We start from the raw sequence: 15755 nt of genomic DNA, 5'->3' as shown, positions 1-15755 counted from the left end.
GGGTAAATTAGATGATTGATAGACTAGATTACGAAGGGCAGCCATGGTTTGTCTTCAAAAATTTACATTCAATTAATGATATGGATTGTTATACAGATTATCTACCAGAAATCGCACCAGTAAAAATTTACGCTTCAAAAAAAGTACGTGGCAGAAGCGGGAGATTGAATATAACTTATGAGGACTATGATTCTTATGAGTACACGATTGATATTCAATTGGCAGAATATGATCGATTAGAGGCAGTGAAAAAATGGTTAACAGGCTCTGGAAAACTAATTATATCTACTGATCCAAATAAGTATCGGAATGTAATTGTAACAAATGCCAGTAAACCGATTGAATTTGAGAATGAAGCAGGATTCTTTTGGAAATTCAAGATTACTTTTCTAAGTGAACCATTTAAAAAAAATTTGAATGAACGCTTTATACCTTTAAATATTAGTGGAAGTACCAAAATTCATAATAACGGAGATGAAACAGCAAAGCCCATAATTAAACTAGTTTCAGAGGGTGGCGACGTAGCAATTAAATGGGAGGCGGGTTTATTTAAATTATTAGATACGCCGGAAGGAATAATAGAAGTGAACTCAGAAACAGGTTTAGTTATTTCTGATGGTAAAAGAATAAAAAATAAAGGAGACCGGCCCTTACTTCTTAAAGGGTTCAATACCATTTCGTTATCCGGTAAAGTAAAAAAAGCAGAAATATACCGAGGGTGTGTATTCTTATGAATTTTCCAGAAGACATTTATATTTATGATTTGAATGAAACAGATTTTAGCCACAATGGGTTTCCGATTACTGATTTTTGGGAAGAACCAGAAATAAATCGTCAAATTAATGGACGATATGCATTGACAGGAACTTATATAAAGAGTGGACAGCTATCAGACTTAATTTTAAAAAATGCAGTAATACGAGCAAAAGTTCCAGATGGTTCATGGCAGTTATTTCGTATTTCTACAACGGAAGATGATAGTTATGTGATTACATTTACCGCAAGATTCAAAGCATTAGATGTAAACAGAAATTTTATTGATTCTTTGTTTGTAGCAGACGGATCAGTAACTAGTATTATGAATAAAATAGAAGAGACATTAGAATTTGAGCAAGAATATAAGTTTAAATCTAATATGGCTCAGAGGCATCAATTTACTATTAAAAGAAACCACCCGATTGATGCCATTATAGGTAGTAATAATAATGCTCAAAATTTAGTTAGTGTAGCAGGTGGAGAACTAGATATGTATGATGATACATTCTATTTAAAAGAGCGAATTGGACGAAATAATGGATTCAGAATTGATTTTGGAATTAATTTAGAAGCGATTAAAGAAACTGTATTAGAAGAAGAACCGCCAAATACCCTTTATTTAATTGGAGCTATTCCAGAAGGAGATTATGATGAAAAACGCGAGCCAGTAACTTTAAAATATCTTGAAGCCCCAGGTATTATAATAACATCTGAAAATCGTGTGATTAAAACTTTTACAAATGAAAATTGTAAGACACAAGCAGAATTAAAACAATGGGCCGATGAAGAATTATTTGGTAAGCAAAAAGTTCATATTCAAAAAACAGCACATGAAATATCATTAATTGACTTAGCTAATACATTGGAATATGAAGATTATTTATCTTACGTAGAACTGCAATTAGGCGATGTTATCTATGGTAGGTTACAAAACTCTAATAAGGAAGTTGTGGAGCGAGTAATTGAATATACTTGGTTTCCTAGATTAAAAGAATATAAAAAAATAGGAACAGGTAGTAGTGTAGAATATTATTCGAAAAAAGCAGAAAGCAAATTAAATTTATTAGCAAAGAAAGTTGATCATGATACAAATTTTTTAAAAGAAAGCATTATCAACGCAACGGAATTAATAACAGGCAATGATAGCGGACATATCATGTTTTGGCCAAAAAATAGGCCGCGAGAATTGCGTATTATGGATTCTGAAGATGCTGATTCGGCTAAAAATATTTGGCGCTTTAATTTAGCAGGATTTGGACATTCTTCCAATGGGATTGAAGGACCTTTTGAAACCGCAATTACACAAGATGGTAAAATAGTTGCGAATTTTATTACTGCAGGTATTTTAACAGGAATCTTAGTGCAGGGTGTGGCTTTAAAAACATTAGATGATAAAGATTTCCAAGTTGTTATAGAAGGTGGTAAGGTTTCTTTCGAGAGAAAGAGAGTAAGTACTGGACTAAATGATGTTCATGGCGAATTGTTTGGTGATATTAGTGCCACGTATGATGGAAGCGGGAAAAAAGCAAATGGATTCGCTGTTAGACAAAAACCTGGTTACATTTTTTCAATCAATACGATTAGCAAAAATAATGATGTACAATCAGTCCCAATTATTCAAATACCACCAGATGTTCATCCAGATAATAGGAAAGTGAATAGTTATGCTAGTTGGTCTCATGAAGGTAATTTTAGAGTTTCTAATGAAGTAGATATCAGTGGGATTTTGACAGGTACAATAGCTAAATTTGATAAGTTATATGTCGGCGGCCAAGAAGTGATAGCTGGCCAAAATGGTGGTGGCGGTTCTGGAGCTGGCACAGGTGGTTATCCGTCAGAAGTTATAAGTGATGTGGATAAATTTGCTTGGGATTTATGGAGTTATCTATTAGCCAACGGCTACAGTAAAGCAGCAGCGGCAGGTATTCTCGGCAATGTACAGGGAGAAGTTGGCTCAAGTATGAATCCCGACACCGAACAAATAGGCGGTCCAGCTTACGGATGGGTTCAATGGGACGGATCAGCGTATCCATTGGTAGGTACACCAACTTGGAACGGTAGAGAATACGTACAACGTTTAATTGCCGCGGCAGGTATCAAACAAGACTACCGAACTTCATTAGCGCAAGCACAATTAATTAACTGGTGTATGTTTAATGGACAATGGTTAGGCCAAGTTAGTCCATTAACCGTGAATGAATATAAAGTAGTTAGTTCACCTAAAACAGCCGCTTATGCTTTTGAATTAAATTTTGAGCGTCCAGCTACTGCACACCCAGAAAGACAAACGTACGCCCAAACATGGTACGAAAAATTCAAAGATTTAACCGCTTCAACCGCTACAGGGAAAGCTGGGATTGCCCACTTGGAACAATTGATAGGGCAACCATTAGGGAACCAGGAGTGTTACGCTGTTCCCGCTGAATATTCAGGCTTTTTAGGTGGTTGCGGTTTAGGTGCAGGAACCATCTACGGATTTTCACATGTCATTGGCGATACCTCATCGGCCGCAGATATTGGTGAAGCTTATGATTGGAACGCGATAGGCTGGAAAGTAATTCAAAATCCAACGTATCAAGAGCTAGTTGTAGGTGCCATTGCGAATATAAAACGTAATGGCCGTTGGGGAAATTGGTTAGCTGATCCAAACTATGGACATACCGTGGTGATTTATGGCTTAGATAATGGACGTATTCAATGTATAGAGCAGAACGCTGAGCAAGGGAAAATTGTCACCAAATACGATCGTCTGTATTTTGATGGTTCAATTCAATCAATAGTAATACCACCAAAATAAAGAAAGGAGGCTTTTTTATGGTTAAATGGCAAGCAACACTAAGCACTACCGAGCACAATTATGTTGGCATTATTAATGTTCGGCAAGGAAACAAGAATACCGAAGTTTTAGAAGCGATACTAATTGAAAATGCTTTGCCGTTAGATTTAACTAATTGCAAGGTTTTTTTTGAATCCTTAATAGGGAATAAATATCCAATTCAACGTCCAGCCAAAATTGTGGATGCCCAAAAAGGGATTATTCAGTATATTTTCGACGAGTATTCTATGCAGTCGTTACACAGACAAGAAGCGTATTTCAGTATTTATAAAGGCGGCGATTTAATTGGCTCAACGCAGAACTTTTCATACTTTGTTATAAATACCGCTTCGAAAACAGAAGGTGAAATGGGCCCCTATTGGCAATCAATTGAAGACTTAATAGCAGATATGACCGCTTTTATCAAAGAAAACAAGGGTGATTTTACCGATTGGATGAATGCTAGAAAAAAAGAATTCGAAGCATGGCGAGATGCGCAAAAAAACGATTTCACTTCATGGTTTGAAACAGTTAAAGAGATTCTGAAAACTATCGATCCCGGCGGTACGATGTTAGCCGAGCTGATGGATGCACGGGTAGATATTCAAGGAGTGCGCCACAATTCACTTTTTGAGCGTTTGTTGGCGGATATGGAATATTTGTATCAGAAATTAGAGAAACGCTTATATACGTTAGAATATGGCGAAATAAGCGATGTTGTTCTTTTACAAGATGATGCTTTTTCGTTGAATCATGAAGCAGAAATAGTTGGAACGGTTGACGCTGCTATTACTGATGGCGCATTGGTTATTGCAACGATTGATGATCTCAAACAAAACACTTATATGTTTGAAAAAGTGGGTGAAATAAGTGGTTAAAGTAAAACGAATGATGGAAACCGATGAAAATGGCGTGAAACGTCAGTGTTATCCGATTACAGACGTATCTGCTGTTCGAGGATTAGAAAAAATTATTGCGGGTCAATCAAACGTAGTATCTGTTAATAACAAGACGGGACCAGTAATCATTACTAAAGAAGATTTAGGGCTACCCACAGATGGTGTTTTGATTTCTAAAGAAGAATACGAAATACTAAAGCAAATTATAGCGGATTATGAGGCGGGAAAATTAAATGATAGGGGTGCTGAAAGTGACACGCCCACGCATATAACTGTTGAGAAAGTAGGGGAAATATAAAATGACAGATATTGTTAAAGTTAAGCAAGGTGTGGATCAAGTGTATCCACAAACCCATTGGGAAGCAGTAGAAGGAAAACCAGCGATATTGAAAGGGGATCCTGGAGATCAGGGAGTACCAGGTCCACAAGGACCGAAGGGTGATCCCGGACAAAATGCGACTACCACTCTAGTTGCCACATCGACGAGTAAAGGGTTGATGGCTGCCGCAGATAAAGTTAAGTTAGATGCATTACCAGCTATTACCTTTGAGAAAGTGGGTGAAGTATAATGATTGATATCGTTCAGTTAAAAGAAAAAGGCGTAGCGAAGTATCTTAAAACACATACTGCCGCTATTGAGGGATTAGATGATTACCTAAAAAATGAAACATTAGTGGCAAAAAAAGAGCGAATTGTCGCTCAAGATTGGAACACAATTAAAGCGCCAGGAATGTATGCCGTTAACGCCGCAACAGGGCTTAATCGACCAGCGGGAGCTGTTGCTGGCAATTTACTGGTACAACAAGCAGGAAACATGAACTCGTTGACCCAGTTCTTCATAGGCAATGAACAGTTAAATACCCGACGATTTGATGGTGTAAACTGGCTAGCTTGGCAAACAGTCGCGCTTGAGCCGCAACAAAAGCCATTATGGATGGGTGGCTGGTATGGCGGCGGTCCGATAATCATCACTTTATCTAAGGCGTTATCAAAATGCCGCAACGGGATTATTTTACAGTGGCAAGAATATAGCACAACAAGCACAGTACAAAATACACAATATAGTTTTACGTACATTCCTAAGCAACACCTTACTAATGGTGGTGCACGGGGAACCAACTGTTACGTTGGAGGATACGGAAGTAAAGAAATTTATGGAAAATATCTTTATATTAATGACACTACCATTACTGGTAATGATGTAAATGCGCCGGCTACAGTTGCGACAGGTGTTGGAATTAAAAAATATGTTTTAGTTAAAATATGGGAAGTTTAGGAGGTAAGCAAATGAAAATATGGATTGAAAACAAAGTAGGCTATTTAGCTGGCTATTCATTAATGGAGCAGCCAGACCAAGTAGAATTAGAAGTAGAACAAGAGCCGCTAGACTTTCCTAATTGGCGTTTTGACGGTCAAACACTCATTCATGATCCGGATAATGTGCCAGCACCTGAACCAGCACCACCAACGAAATTAGAATTGTTAGAAGCGGAAAACAAGGCATTGAAAGCCGAGATTATTGAGACTAAACAAGAAACAACGGACGCACAGTTAGCGATTGCTGAACTTTATGAAATGATGGGGGGAGGTAGCGCAGAATGATAAAAATATATGTTGCTTTAATTGAAAAAGGAGAGAAAACACTTGATGATGTCCCGAAAAAACTACAAACACAAGTACAAGCAATCTTGGATGCAAAAGCTGCAGACTAAGATTGTTTTTTATTTATTGCGGAAGGAGGTGGCTGAAATGGCTATGATTTACGCAACGTTAATTATTAAAGGAAAACGTAAAATCGAAAATGTACCTAAAGTACTTCGTCAACAAGTGATCGATATTTTAAACGACTTAGAATTACCAGAATTAACGAAATAAAAAATAGCGACTGGTGGGACAACCTACCGGTCGCTTATTTAGTTGAGAGAGGTGGCAAATATGACAATGTTTGATTACTTTAGACATTTTTTAGAAACAGAGGACACAAAAATTTTATTCATTTTAGCTCTAATATGCGGGGCAATGGTTATTGATTTTTTCACAGGAACCTTTGCAGCAAAAATTAACCCGTCTATTGAGTTTAGATCAAAAATAGGCATTAACGGCATTTTACGAAAACTGACGAGTATTTTTTTACTGATCTTTTTTATTCCGTTGTCGGTTATTGTACCAGGTGGTGCAGGAGTAGCTTTATTATATACGCTTTACCTTGGTTACCTATTAATGGAAATAAAATCAGTTATGGAAAACTACCAAAAGATGGGTGGCAAAACGGATTTGTTTCAGCGGTTTATTGACAGTTTTAAACCATCAGATAGAGAGGACGATGACAAATGACACTAACAGAAAAAGCCCAAGAAATCGTTTTAGCATTAGAAAAAGAAAATGTTTCTAATCAAACAAAAAAAAGAACAGCGGTCGCAAAAATGAATGAGTGGGCCTTAGCCAAAGGAGTAGAAGTTTCAAACGAAGAAATCGAAAAAGAGATTGAAGGTGCATACAATGGGCTTAAATAATCAATTAACCGTTGAATGGTTTCTAGCTAGAATAGGTAAATTGACTTACTCTATGACTGGTTCCCGTAATGGAGCAGATGGCACAGCGGATTGTTCTGGATCAATGACGCAGTCTATTAAAGATTCTGGAGGAGTAAACTATGACTACCTATATTCAACTGTAACACTAGGAAATTATTTAGGTAAAAATGGCTATCAACGTATTTCTGTTAACCAAGATTGGGACGCCCAAAAGGGTGATGTAGTTCTAATGAGCTGGGGCAAAGATATGAGTACAAGTGGAGGAGCTGGCGGCCATGTCGGTGTCATGGTGAACGCCACTGACTTTATTAGTTGTGATTATTGGACGAGTGGTCAACCAGGAACAGCGATCACACAACATAACTGGAATGAGTATTACGCAGTAACGCAACCTAATTATATTGAAGTATGGCGAGTTAATAATAGCCAACCAGGACCGCAAGTACAAGCATTAGTCCAAGAAAAACCAGCACCAAAACCTAAACGTCGCTATGGTTACCGAGTAGACGATTTACAGTTTTTGAATGGTATTTGGCAAGTAAGAAATGATGTATTAGGGCAACCAGACTTTGACTGGACGGATAACGGAATTAATGTCGCTTACATCGATAAAATTGATCCAGGAACCGGAGAAAATACGCCCGACCAAACGTTAAACGTGGGGGATTATTTCGCTTTTCAGCCAACTTCTGTAGGGATTATTACCGAACAAGTAAACACAGCAGGTAAAACATTATCTCATGTTCAATTTCCCGATGAGTTTATTTGGTTGTATACGCCAAGTATTGAAAAGTTGATTTATGGGTAAAAATATTGAAAGAAAACTTGATTCTACTGAATCAAATTTAAAGACAAAGCTATCAAACATTGATCATAAAATTGAGACCAGTATATTTACTTTTAAAGAAGAACTAAGAAAACAAAAAAGCGCAAATATAAAATGGTTTATAGGCACGTCTATAGCCGTTATAAGTGTAATAATAGGAGCTCTAAAATTTTTTATACAGTAAAATCAGCATGAAAACGCTTTACAATTTATTGGAAAAGAATTATTATGAGTATGTCACAATAAAACTTTTTCATTTATAACCTCCTTTGTTGCAAAAGGACGTATGCCCTCTTCGGAGGGCTTTTTTTTGTCTAAATTATTGAGGAAAACTTTACATATTTTATTCAATAGGTTTAAAATAAAATTACCTCAATAACTACCAATAGTTTTGTGTTCACCCCGAGAAAATAGCTTTGTTCATGCAAAGCTATTTTTATTGTGAATTTAGTTAATTTTATGATATATTATGTATCGTAAAATGATGCATACAGAATACCACTCACTATTCTAGTTGATAGTGAGTGGTGTTCTGTGATTGGACCCTTAGCTCAGCAGGTTAGAGCAGACGGCTCATAACCGTCCGGTCGCTGGTTCGAATCCATCAGGGTCCATAAGTATTTGTCCAACAGATTGAGAAAATATTTACAAAATATGTAAAAGGGGTTAATATGAATGTACCCTAAAAAAATAACAAAGCTTTTTCATTAGACACTCCTTTTTCTAAAGGAATAGGCTGCCCCTCTTCGGAGGGCTTTTTTTATTTACACATAACTAGCATTGTGATATATTCTAATCAGACATATGCATGTAACACTTCCATTTAGAAATCCCCGTTCTCATTGAGAACGGGGATTGTTTTTGTATGCACTAAAATATATCATCCATCTGGCAATCCGACACCGTCTCCACAAGATATTCAATTTACCAAACGAATGGAAGAATGTGGCGAAATGATGGGGATTCAATTGTTGGATCATATTATTGTTGGTGATAGCGGATACATTAGTTTGAGAGAAGAGAATTTTTTTGCTTCAGAATGAGGACAATTCTTGCAAAAATATTTTATCACGTGTAAAATGAAAGGGTAATCTTGTTTGGAATTATGTAGACTTTTTAAATTTTTTTAAATATTCTATTGGAAGCGAGCAAAGTTACGACTATTTATGTGCAAATGCACGAGGAGGAACAAAAGAATGGAACAAGGAACAGTAAAATGGTTTAACGCAGAAAAAGGTTTTGGTTTTATCTCACGCGAAGACGGAAGCGACGTATTCGTACACTTCTCAGCTATCCAAGGTGATGGTTTCAAAACTTTAGAAGAAGGTCAAGCAGTGACTTTTGATGTTGAAGATTCAGACCGTGGCCCTCAAGCAGTTAACGTAGAAAAAAACTAATAAAAAATAATCCAAAAACACCTAACATGCGTTAGGTGTTTTTTTGTTAGAAAAAATAGAGAAGAAAAATGGACAAGCATTTTTCTTCTCTATTAAATGAGAGCTTTATTGATCACTAACTGTGGCAGTCATAATCATTGGTAGAATCATTGGATGACGTTCTGTTTGTTCAAACAAGAAAGGCTGTAAAGCGGTCGTCATGGCTTCGCCTAATTTTGCTTCGGTACAGTTTTTATCTTTCATTGCTTCACGTAGAGCATTGAATAAAAGACGTTGGCCTTCATGAATCATATCACCAGACTCACGCATGTAGACAAAACCACGGGAAAGAATGTCTGGACCAGCCATAATTTCTTTATTTTTAATATCAACTGTTGCTACCGCTAAAACTAAACCTTCTTCAGATAAGATACGACGATCCCGTAAAACAACATTCCCGATATCACCGACACCATTTCCATCAACGTACACGTCATTAGCGTTGAAGTGACCAGCAGGACGTGCGCTATCAGCCGTTAAAGCTAAGACATCGCCGTTGCCCATGATAAAGCAATTTTCTTCAGGAACCCCTGTATCTTGAGCGAGCGAAGCATGGATTTTTAACATTCTAAATTCACCATGAACAGGCATGAAATATTTAGGCTTCATCAAACGAAGCATTAATTTTTGCTCTTCTTGTCCACCGTGACCAGAAGTATGGATATTATTGATTTTTCCGTGGATAACTTCTGCACCGGCTTCAGATAATAAGTTGATTAAACGGTTAACGCTTGTCGTATTCCCAGGAATTGGTGAACTTGAGAAAACAACCGTATCGCCTGGTTGAATACTAATTTGGCGATGTGTACCGTTAGCAATCCGACTAAGCGCGGCCATAGGTTCTCCTTGAGAGCCAGTACATAAAATCATTGTTTCATTTGCTGGCAATTGATTCAGTTCCGCCGCATCGACAAACGTTCCTTTTGGCACTTTGATGTAGCCTAAGCGTTCGCCATTGACAATGGCATTTTCCATGCTACGACCAAAAACAGCAATTTTGCGACCGGTTTTCACGGCTGCATCAGCAGCTTGTTGTAAACGGAAAATGTTTGAAGCAAAACTGGCAAAGATAATCCGACCATCAATTTTTTCAAAGATTTTTAAAATAGAGGTCCCAATTGTTTTTTCGGATTTTGTAAAGGTGGGTATTTCAGCATTGGTACTGTCTGAAAGAAGACAAAGGACGCCTTCTTCACCTAATTTCGCCATTCTGTGTAAGTTGGCTGGCTCACCAACGGGTGTAAAGTCAAACTTAAAGTCACCTGTTGCGACAATGTTACCAGAAGGCGTTTTAACCACAACGCCCAAGGCATCAGGAATACTGTGAGTCGTCCGGAAAAAGCTAATCGCTGTTTTTCTAAAACGAATCACCGTATCTTCATTAATTTCGTGTAATTCCGCTTCTCGCAATAAACCATGTTCATCTAGTTTGTTGGTAATTAAAGCCAAGGCTAGTGGTCCCGCATAGATTGGGATATTCGCTTGACGTAAAAGATAAGGAACGCCACCAATATGGTCTTCATGACCGTGGGTAATAACGAGTGCTTTGACTTTATGCAAATTTTGAACGATGTAGCTATAATCTGGAATCACGTAGTCAATCCCAAGTAAATCATCTTCTGGGAATTTGATCCCAGCATCAATAATGATAATTTCATCTTGGAATTGTACCCCATATGTGTTTTTTCCAATTTCGCCTAAACCACCGATTGCAAAAACGCCAGTTTCGTTATTTTTTATGTTTACTTTCATGTTAAAACTCCGTTAGAGTGAAGTCCGCATGTTCTTGCTCGTAAGCAAGATGTTTTTCGTCTAATAATTGAACGTATTCAATATTGTATGGGGTATTTTCTTCAACTAATTGGCGCACGATTACATCGCTATCGGCTTCCATGTAAAGAGATTTTGTGTCTTCTCTTTTTGGGTTTCTGATTTTTGTTTCTTGATAGTATACTTTGTAAATCATCGATTCATTTCTCCTTCAGCTACTAATAGTAGCAATTTATAGTTTTTTTCATTTTAAGACAGAAAATTAAACACAACAAAACGAGGTGCTGATCACCTAAAAAAGAATGCTCATCAAAAACATCTGTTAATGATGAAATGAAGCCTCGACTTTGCTTCATTCTGGGTATTTGATTTTATGTGTTCTTTTTTCAACCGTCCCGTGTGTTGTGAATAACAACAATTAAGCTTATTTTATCATAGAATGATAAGGAAGTATAGAAACACTCACTGGACTTTTAAAAAAAACAAACTTCTTGTTTCAACTTATTCTTGATCAAGTTCGAGTGCCTTTTTTTAGGACGCCAATACCAACTTAAGCCGATCACGTGGGCTAAATAAACAATCGCTAAAGTCGTAGTCATCAACGTATTTCGGACAATTAAACACGGAATGGCAAATAAAAGAAACATGGAAATAAATAGTTTCCATTTACCTTTACGAGTAATTTTTTTCTCAAAGAAGGCTTCTTGGATATATTTTTGATAATAAGAAGAAGCTAAAAATTTGTTATAAAGTTTATCTGAACTACGCATCCAAAAAAAGGCCGTTAATAAATAAAAACCAGTGGTGGGTAAAAGCGGCAAAAAGATTCCTAACGTGCCTAAAGCAAACGTACAGGAACCGAGAAAAATGAAGAATAATTTTTTCATTCAAAGGGTCCTTTCAGTTTTTCCCAATTATGGCACAATCAAAAGGAAGTAGCAATTTTAATCGTATAAGTAAATCATTAAAATTATCTATTTTTTAGAAAATCTAAAAGAGAAAGGATAGAAAGAGAAAGGCTGTTTTTTCTAGCCAGACAGCTTGTATTACCGATTTCTTTTTGATACAGTGGGAGTACTAGAAAATTTAAAGTAAGATAAGAAGGAGATGATTAATTGAAGTTAATGTGGCGTTACACAATGCGTTATAAGAAATTACTTTTTGCTGATTTTATTTGTGTGTTTGGTTTTATTTTGATTGAATTAGGCTTGCCGACCATTTTAGCACGAATGATTGACAAAGGAATTATTCCTAGAGATATGGACTATATTTATCAGCAAGGGATTTGGATGGTTGTAATTACGATTATTGGTGTCGCAATGAATATTTTGCTGGGGTACTTTGGTGCCAGAATTACAACAAACATTGTTCGTGATATTCGTGATGATTTATTTGAAAAGATTCAAACTTTCTCACACAGTGAATATGAAAGTATTGGGGTTTCTTCCTTAATTACGCGAACGACCAATGATGCATACCAAATTATGCTCTTCTTGGGAAATATTTTACGTCTTGGCTTTATGACGCCAGTGATGTTTATTGCCAGTCTTTACATGGTGATGCGAACGAGTCCGTCGTTAGGAATGTACGTTTTAGGTGCCTTGCCTTTTCTGCTGCTAGCAGTTGTCGGGATTGCTCGTTTGTCAGAACCGTTATCTAAAAAGCAACAAAAGAACTTAGATGGAATCAACGGGATTTTAAGAGAAAATCTTTCTGGATTGCGGGTAATACGCGCATTTGTTAATGAAAAATTTGAAGAATCTCGTTTTAATAAAGTCAATGAAACTTACACTAAAAGTTCAAAAAGTTTGTTTCGTTTAATGGCAGCAGCCCAACCAGGGTTCTTTTTCTTATTTAATATTGTGATGGTCTTAATCATTTGGAGCGGGACTGTTCAAATCAGCCATGGGGATTTAGAAGTTGGGAATTTAATTGCTTTTATTGAATATATTTTCCATGCGCTGTTCTCGTTTATGTTATTTGCCAGTGTCTTTATGATGTATCCTCGGGCTGCGGTTTCGGCTTCACGGATTCAAGAAGCCTTAGACATGGAACCAGCTATTCGTGAAGAAGAAGGCGTAACAGAAACAGCTACTAAAGGCTATCTAGAGTTTAAAAATGTAACCTTTGCCTATCCTGGACATGCGGAAAGCCCAGTTATCCGCAATGTAAGTTTTAAGGCGTCACCTGGTGAAACAGTGGCCTTTATTGGGAGCACAGGTAGTGGGAAATCAACATTAATTCAATTGATTCCACGGTTTTATGATGTATCAGAAGGTGAAATTTTAATCGATGGAGTGAACGTAAAAGATTACCAACTTAGTGCATTACGCAATAAGATTGGCTATATTCCACAAAAAGCGTTACTTTTTACTGGTACAATTGCTGATAATCTTCGCTACGGTAAGGAAGATGCGACGTTAGAAGAAATGGAACGAGCAATTGACATTGCTCAAGCTACAGAATTTGTTTCACAAAAACCGCAAGGCTATGATGAACCTCTTTCAGAAGGTGGCACGAACTTTTCTGGTGGTCAAAAACAACGTTTAGCTATCGCACGGGCGATTATTCGCAATCCGGAAATTTATATATTTGATGATAGTTTTTCTGCGTTAGATTATCAAACAGATGCAAATTTACGAGCGCGTCTGAAAAAAGAGACAACAGAATCTACTGTTTTAATTGTGGCACAACGTGTTGGAACAATTATGCATGCGGACCGCATTGTTGTTTTAAACGAAGGCGACGTGGTCGGAATTGGCACACATCGTGAATTACTTGAGACTTGTCCAATTTACTATGATATTGCGGCTTCTCAATTGTCAGAGGAGGAATTAGCATGAAACACGCCTTTTCTTCTATGAAACGAATCGGTCGCTATATTAAACCGTACCGAGTGACGTTTTATTTAGTTATTTTATTTACAATATTAACCGTTGCCTTTAATGCAGCGTTGCCTTATTTGACTGGATTACCAACGACAGAAATTAGCCGTAATATTGCGGCTGGCGAATCCATTAATTTTGATTATGTAATCCAATGTTTAATTTGGATTTTAGTTGTGGGAACAGGTTATTGTGTGGCACAATTTTTGTCAGGCTTTTTAATGACGAATGTCGTTCAACAATCCATGCGCGATTTACGCCGCGATATTGAAGAAAAAATCAATCGTTTGCCAGTTTCTTATTTTGATAAGAACCAACAAGGAAATATTTTGTCACGGGTGACGAACGATGTGGATGCTGTCAGCAATGCGATGCAACAAAGTTTTATCAATATTGTTTCAGCAGTCTTAGGGATTGTGATGGCGGTAGTGATGATGTTCTTAATCAATCCGCTGATGGCGATTTTTTCAGTGATTATGATTCCGTTGTCTCTGATTATTTCCAGAACAATTGTTAAAATCTCCCAGAAATATTTCCAAGGAATGCAAAATTCTTTAGGAGACTTAAATGGTTATGTCCAAGAAAATATGACTGGGTTCAGTGTTTTAAAACTATATGGTCGGGAAAAAGAAACTCTTGAAGGCTTTAAACAAGTCAATCATCGTTTAAATGGTTTTGGTTTCAAAGCATCCTTTATCTCAGGATTAATGTTGCCATTGGTTCAAATGACCGCTTATGGGACCTATATCGGGGTAGCTGTCCTTGGTAGTTACTATGTGGTTGCTGGTGTGATCGTAGTGGGGCAGTTACAAGCGTTTATTCAATATATTTGGCAAATTAGCCAACCAATGGGGAATATTACGCAGTTGTCTGCAGCTTTACAAAGCGCTTCAGCTTCGACCATGCGGATTTTTGAAATCCTAGATGAACCAGAAGAAGAACTTAACGAACAAGATGTTCCTTTACCAGAACCTATTTTAGGCTCTGTTGAATTTGAAAATGTCAGCTTTAGTTATGACCCAGAAAAACCGTTAATTCGTAATTTGAACTTTAAAGTTGATGCGGGCCAAATGGTTGCGATTGTGGGACCAACTGGCGCTGGGAAAACAACCTTAATCAATTTGCTAATGCGTTTTTATGATGTAACAGAAGGTGCCATTAAAATTGATGGCATTGACACGAAAAAAATGAACCGTAGTGATGTCCGATCTGTATTTGGAATGGTATTGCAAGATGCTTGGTTGTATAAAGGTACCATTGCAGATAACATTCGTTTTGGGAAGTTGGATGCCACGGATTATGAAGTTGTGGATGCAGCGAAAACGGCCAATGTGGATCACTTCATTCGGACAATGCCAGATGGGTATGAAATGGAAATCAATTCTGAGGGAGATAACGTTTCCCTTGGTCAAAAACAATTGTTGACCATTGCCCGAGCGGTAATTTCTGATCCGAAAATTTTGATTTTAGATGAGGCGACTAGTTCAGTCGATACACGCTTGGAAGCCTTAATTCAAAAAGCAATGGATCGTGTTATGGAAGGACGAACGAGTTTCGTTATTGCCCACCGCCTATCAACTATTCGTGAAGCTGATTTAATTCTTGTTATGAAACAAGGAGAAATCATTGAAAAAGGTACGCATCATGAGTTGCTGGAACAAGGTGGCTTCTATGAAAAACTATACAATAGTCAATTTGCTGAAGAAGGCGACTATGAGGAATAAAAAGAGGTCGGGACAGAAGCGTTTAACTCCGAGAAATAAGAAGGAATTTCCGAAAATTGTTCTGTAATTTTTGGAGAATTCCGGCTTATTTCCGAAGGAGTTGCTTTTGT

At 37.2% G+C, this 15755-nt stretch carries 18 protein-coding genes, 1 tRNA gene and 1 pseudogene; 17 read left to right on the top strand and 3 right to left on the bottom strand.

Annotated features, from left to right (window positions below; translation table 11 throughout):
- Positions 1-11 precede the first annotated feature (11 nt).
- From IGI80_RS01120 to IGI80_RS01050, 15 genes and pseudogenes are all read left to right on the top strand, one after another.
- Positions 12-734 (top strand): phage tail protein, encoded by a 723-nt coding sequence (locus IGI80_RS01120; RefSeq protein ID WP_438722403.1) that lies wholly within the window; start codon positions 12-14, stop codon positions 732-734.
- Positions 725-3553, top strand: a complete 2829-nt coding sequence (locus tag IGI80_RS01115; RefSeq protein ID WP_438723392.1) for a phage tail tip lysozyme — start codon at positions 725-727, stop codon at positions 3551-3553. The genes IGI80_RS01120 and IGI80_RS01115 overlap by 10 nt, the downstream gene beginning before the upstream one ends.
- A 17-nt stretch (positions 3554-3570) precedes the next feature.
- Positions 3571-4449, top strand: a complete 879-nt coding sequence (locus IGI80_RS01110; protein WP_438722401.1) for a phage baseplate upper protein — start codon at positions 3571-3573, stop codon at positions 4447-4449.
- Entirely contained in the window at positions 4442-4768 is a 327-nt protein-coding gene (locus IGI80_RS01105) for a hypothetical protein (RefSeq protein ID WP_438722399.1), read from the top strand. Before IGI80_RS01110 ends, IGI80_RS01105 begins: the two co-directional genes overlap by 8 nt.
- 1 nt (position 4769) lies before the next feature.
- Positions 4770-5039, top strand: coding sequence for a hypothetical protein (locus IGI80_RS01100; RefSeq protein WP_438722398.1), 270 nt, complete (start codon positions 4770-4772; stop codon positions 5037-5039).
- The gene (locus tag IGI80_RS01095) at positions 5039-5746 is read left to right on the top strand and encodes a pyocin knob domain-containing protein (protein ID WP_438722396.1); all 708 of its coding nucleotides are present in this window, start codon (positions 5039-5041) and stop codon (positions 5744-5746) included. Before IGI80_RS01100 ends, IGI80_RS01095 begins: the two co-directional genes overlap by 1 nt.
- An 11-nt stretch (positions 5747-5757) precedes the next feature.
- Positions 5758-6072, top strand: a complete 315-nt coding sequence (locus tag IGI80_RS01090; RefSeq protein ID WP_438722395.1) for a hypothetical protein — start codon at positions 5758-5760, stop codon at positions 6070-6072.
- A complete protein-coding gene (locus IGI80_RS01085; RefSeq protein WP_438722393.1) occupies positions 6069-6182 on the top strand; it encodes a CD1375 family protein in 114 nt (37 codons plus the stop codon). The genes IGI80_RS01090 and IGI80_RS01085 overlap by 4 nt, the downstream gene beginning before the upstream one ends.
- Before the next feature lie 37 nt (positions 6183-6219).
- Entirely contained in the window at positions 6220-6345 is a 126-nt protein-coding gene (locus IGI80_RS01080; protein ID WP_438722392.1) for a CD1375 family protein, read from the top strand.
- Between the two features lie 60 nt (positions 6346-6405).
- Positions 6406-6804, top strand: coding sequence for a phage holin family protein (locus IGI80_RS01075; RefSeq protein WP_438722390.1), 399 nt, complete (start codon positions 6406-6408; stop codon positions 6802-6804).
- A complete protein-coding gene (locus tag IGI80_RS01070; protein WP_438722389.1) occupies positions 6801-6983 on the top strand; it encodes a hypothetical protein in 183 nt (60 codons plus the stop codon). The genes IGI80_RS01075 and IGI80_RS01070 overlap by 4 nt, the downstream gene beginning before the upstream one ends.
- Positions 6970-7812 (top strand): lytic exoenzyme target recognition domain-containing protein, encoded by an 843-nt coding sequence (locus IGI80_RS01065; RefSeq protein ID WP_438722387.1) that lies wholly within the window; start codon positions 6970-6972, stop codon positions 7810-7812. Before IGI80_RS01070 ends, IGI80_RS01065 begins: the two co-directional genes overlap by 14 nt.
- Positions 7813-8370: 558 nt before the next feature.
- A tRNA-Ile gene (locus tag IGI80_RS01060) sits at positions 8371-8444 on the top strand.
- Positions 8445-8711: 267 nt separating this feature from the next.
- Positions 8712-8873: pseudogene (locus IGI80_RS01055) on the top strand (JAB domain-containing protein); the annotation flags it as partial.
- Between the two features lie 153 nt (positions 8874-9026).
- Entirely contained in the window at positions 9027-9227 is a 201-nt protein-coding gene (locus IGI80_RS01050) for a cold-shock protein (RefSeq protein ID WP_002355121.1), read from the top strand.
- A 105-nt stretch (positions 9228-9332) separates the two neighbouring features.
- On the opposite strand, the gene rnjA is transcribed toward IGI80_RS01050, so the two are convergent.
- The 3 genes from rnjA to IGI80_RS01035 form a co-directional block, all read right to left on the bottom strand.
- Positions 9333-11018, bottom strand: a complete 1686-nt coding sequence (gene rnjA, locus IGI80_RS01045; RefSeq protein ID WP_002355122.1) for a ribonuclease J1 — start codon at positions 11016-11018, stop codon at positions 9333-9335.
- 1 nt (position 11019) lies between these two features.
- Positions 11020-11232: a DNA-directed RNA polymerase subunit epsilon gene (locus tag IGI80_RS01040; protein WP_002355123.1), complete on the bottom strand. Its 213-nt coding sequence runs from the start codon at positions 11230-11232 to the stop codon at positions 11020-11022.
- Between the two features lie 277 nt (positions 11233-11509).
- Positions 11510-11923, bottom strand: a complete 414-nt coding sequence (locus IGI80_RS01035; RefSeq protein WP_438722386.1) for a YbaN family protein — start codon at positions 11921-11923, stop codon at positions 11510-11512.
- A gap of 228 nt (positions 11924-12151) precedes the next feature.
- On the opposite strand from IGI80_RS01035, the gene efrA reads away from it, so the two are divergent.
- Both efrA and efrB read left to right on the top strand, forming a co-directional pair.
- Positions 12152-13879, top strand: coding sequence for a multidrug efflux ABC transporter subunit EfrA (efrA, locus tag IGI80_RS01030; protein ID WP_202576166.1), 1728 nt, complete (start codon positions 12152-12154; stop codon positions 13877-13879).
- Positions 13876-15645 (top strand): multidrug efflux ABC transporter subunit EfrB, encoded by a 1770-nt coding sequence (gene efrB / locus IGI80_RS01025; protein WP_002365186.1) that lies wholly within the window; start codon positions 13876-13878, stop codon positions 15643-15645. Before efrA ends, efrB begins: the two co-directional genes overlap by 4 nt.
- The last annotated feature ends 110 nt before the right edge of the window (positions 15646-15755 follow it).

Origin of the sequence: Enterococcus sp. DIV1420a (assembly GCF_051712165.1) — a bacterium.
GTDB classification, from domain to species: Bacteria; Bacillota; Bacilli; order Lactobacillales; family Enterococcaceae; genus Enterococcus; species Enterococcus faecalis.
Note: the sequence above shows the minus strand (reverse complement) of the source record. Positions and strands in the feature narration are given on the sequence as shown.

Excerpts from the sequence above, each read along its gene's own strand:
- IGI80_RS01065 (WP_438722387.1), top strand. The coding sequence starts at position 6,970 with ATGGGCTTAAATAATCAATTAACCGTTGAATGGTTTCTAGCTAGAATA.
- IGI80_RS01085 (WP_438722393.1), top strand. The coding sequence starts at position 6,069 with ATGATAAAAATATATGTTGCTTTAATTGAAAAAGGAGAGAAAACACTT.
- rnjA (WP_002355122.1), bottom strand. The coding sequence starts at position 11,018 with ATGAAAGTAAACATAAAAAATAACGAAACTGGCGTTTTTGCAATCGGT.
- IGI80_RS01100 (WP_438722398.1), top strand. The coding sequence starts at position 4,770 with ATGACAGATATTGTTAAAGTTAAGCAAGGTGTGGATCAAGTGTATCCA.
- IGI80_RS01075 (WP_438722390.1), top strand. The coding sequence starts at position 6,406 with ATGACAATGTTTGATTACTTTAGACATTTTTTAGAAACAGAGGACACA.
- IGI80_RS01090 (WP_438722395.1), top strand. The coding sequence starts at position 5,758 with ATGAAAATATGGATTGAAAACAAAGTAGGCTATTTAGCTGGCTATTCA.
- efrB (WP_002365186.1), top strand. The coding sequence starts at position 13,876 with ATGAAACACGCCTTTTCTTCTATGAAACGAATCGGTCGCTATATTAAA.
- IGI80_RS01110 (WP_438722401.1), top strand. The coding sequence starts at position 3,571 with ATGGTTAAATGGCAAGCAACACTAAGCACTACCGAGCACAATTATGTT.
- IGI80_RS01040 (WP_002355123.1), bottom strand. The coding sequence starts at position 11,232 with ATGATTTACAAAGTATACTATCAAGAAACAAAAATCAGAAACCCAAAA.
- IGI80_RS01120 (WP_438722403.1), top strand. The coding sequence starts at position 12 with ATGATTGATAGACTAGATTACGAAGGGCAGCCATGGTTTGTCTTCAAA.
- IGI80_RS01070 (WP_438722389.1), top strand. The coding sequence starts at position 6,801 with ATGACACTAACAGAAAAAGCCCAAGAAATCGTTTTAGCATTAGAAAAA.
- IGI80_RS01095 (WP_438722396.1), top strand. The coding sequence starts at position 5,039 with ATGATTGATATCGTTCAGTTAAAAGAAAAAGGCGTAGCGAAGTATCTT.
- IGI80_RS01050 (WP_002355121.1), top strand. The coding sequence starts at position 9,027 with ATGGAACAAGGAACAGTAAAATGGTTTAACGCAGAAAAAGGTTTTGGT.
- IGI80_RS01035 (WP_438722386.1), bottom strand. The coding sequence starts at position 11,923 with ATGAAAAAATTATTCTTCATTTTTCTCGGTTCCTGTACGTTTGCTTTA.
- IGI80_RS01080 (WP_438722392.1), top strand. The coding sequence starts at position 6,220 with ATGGCTATGATTTACGCAACGTTAATTATTAAAGGAAAACGTAAAATC.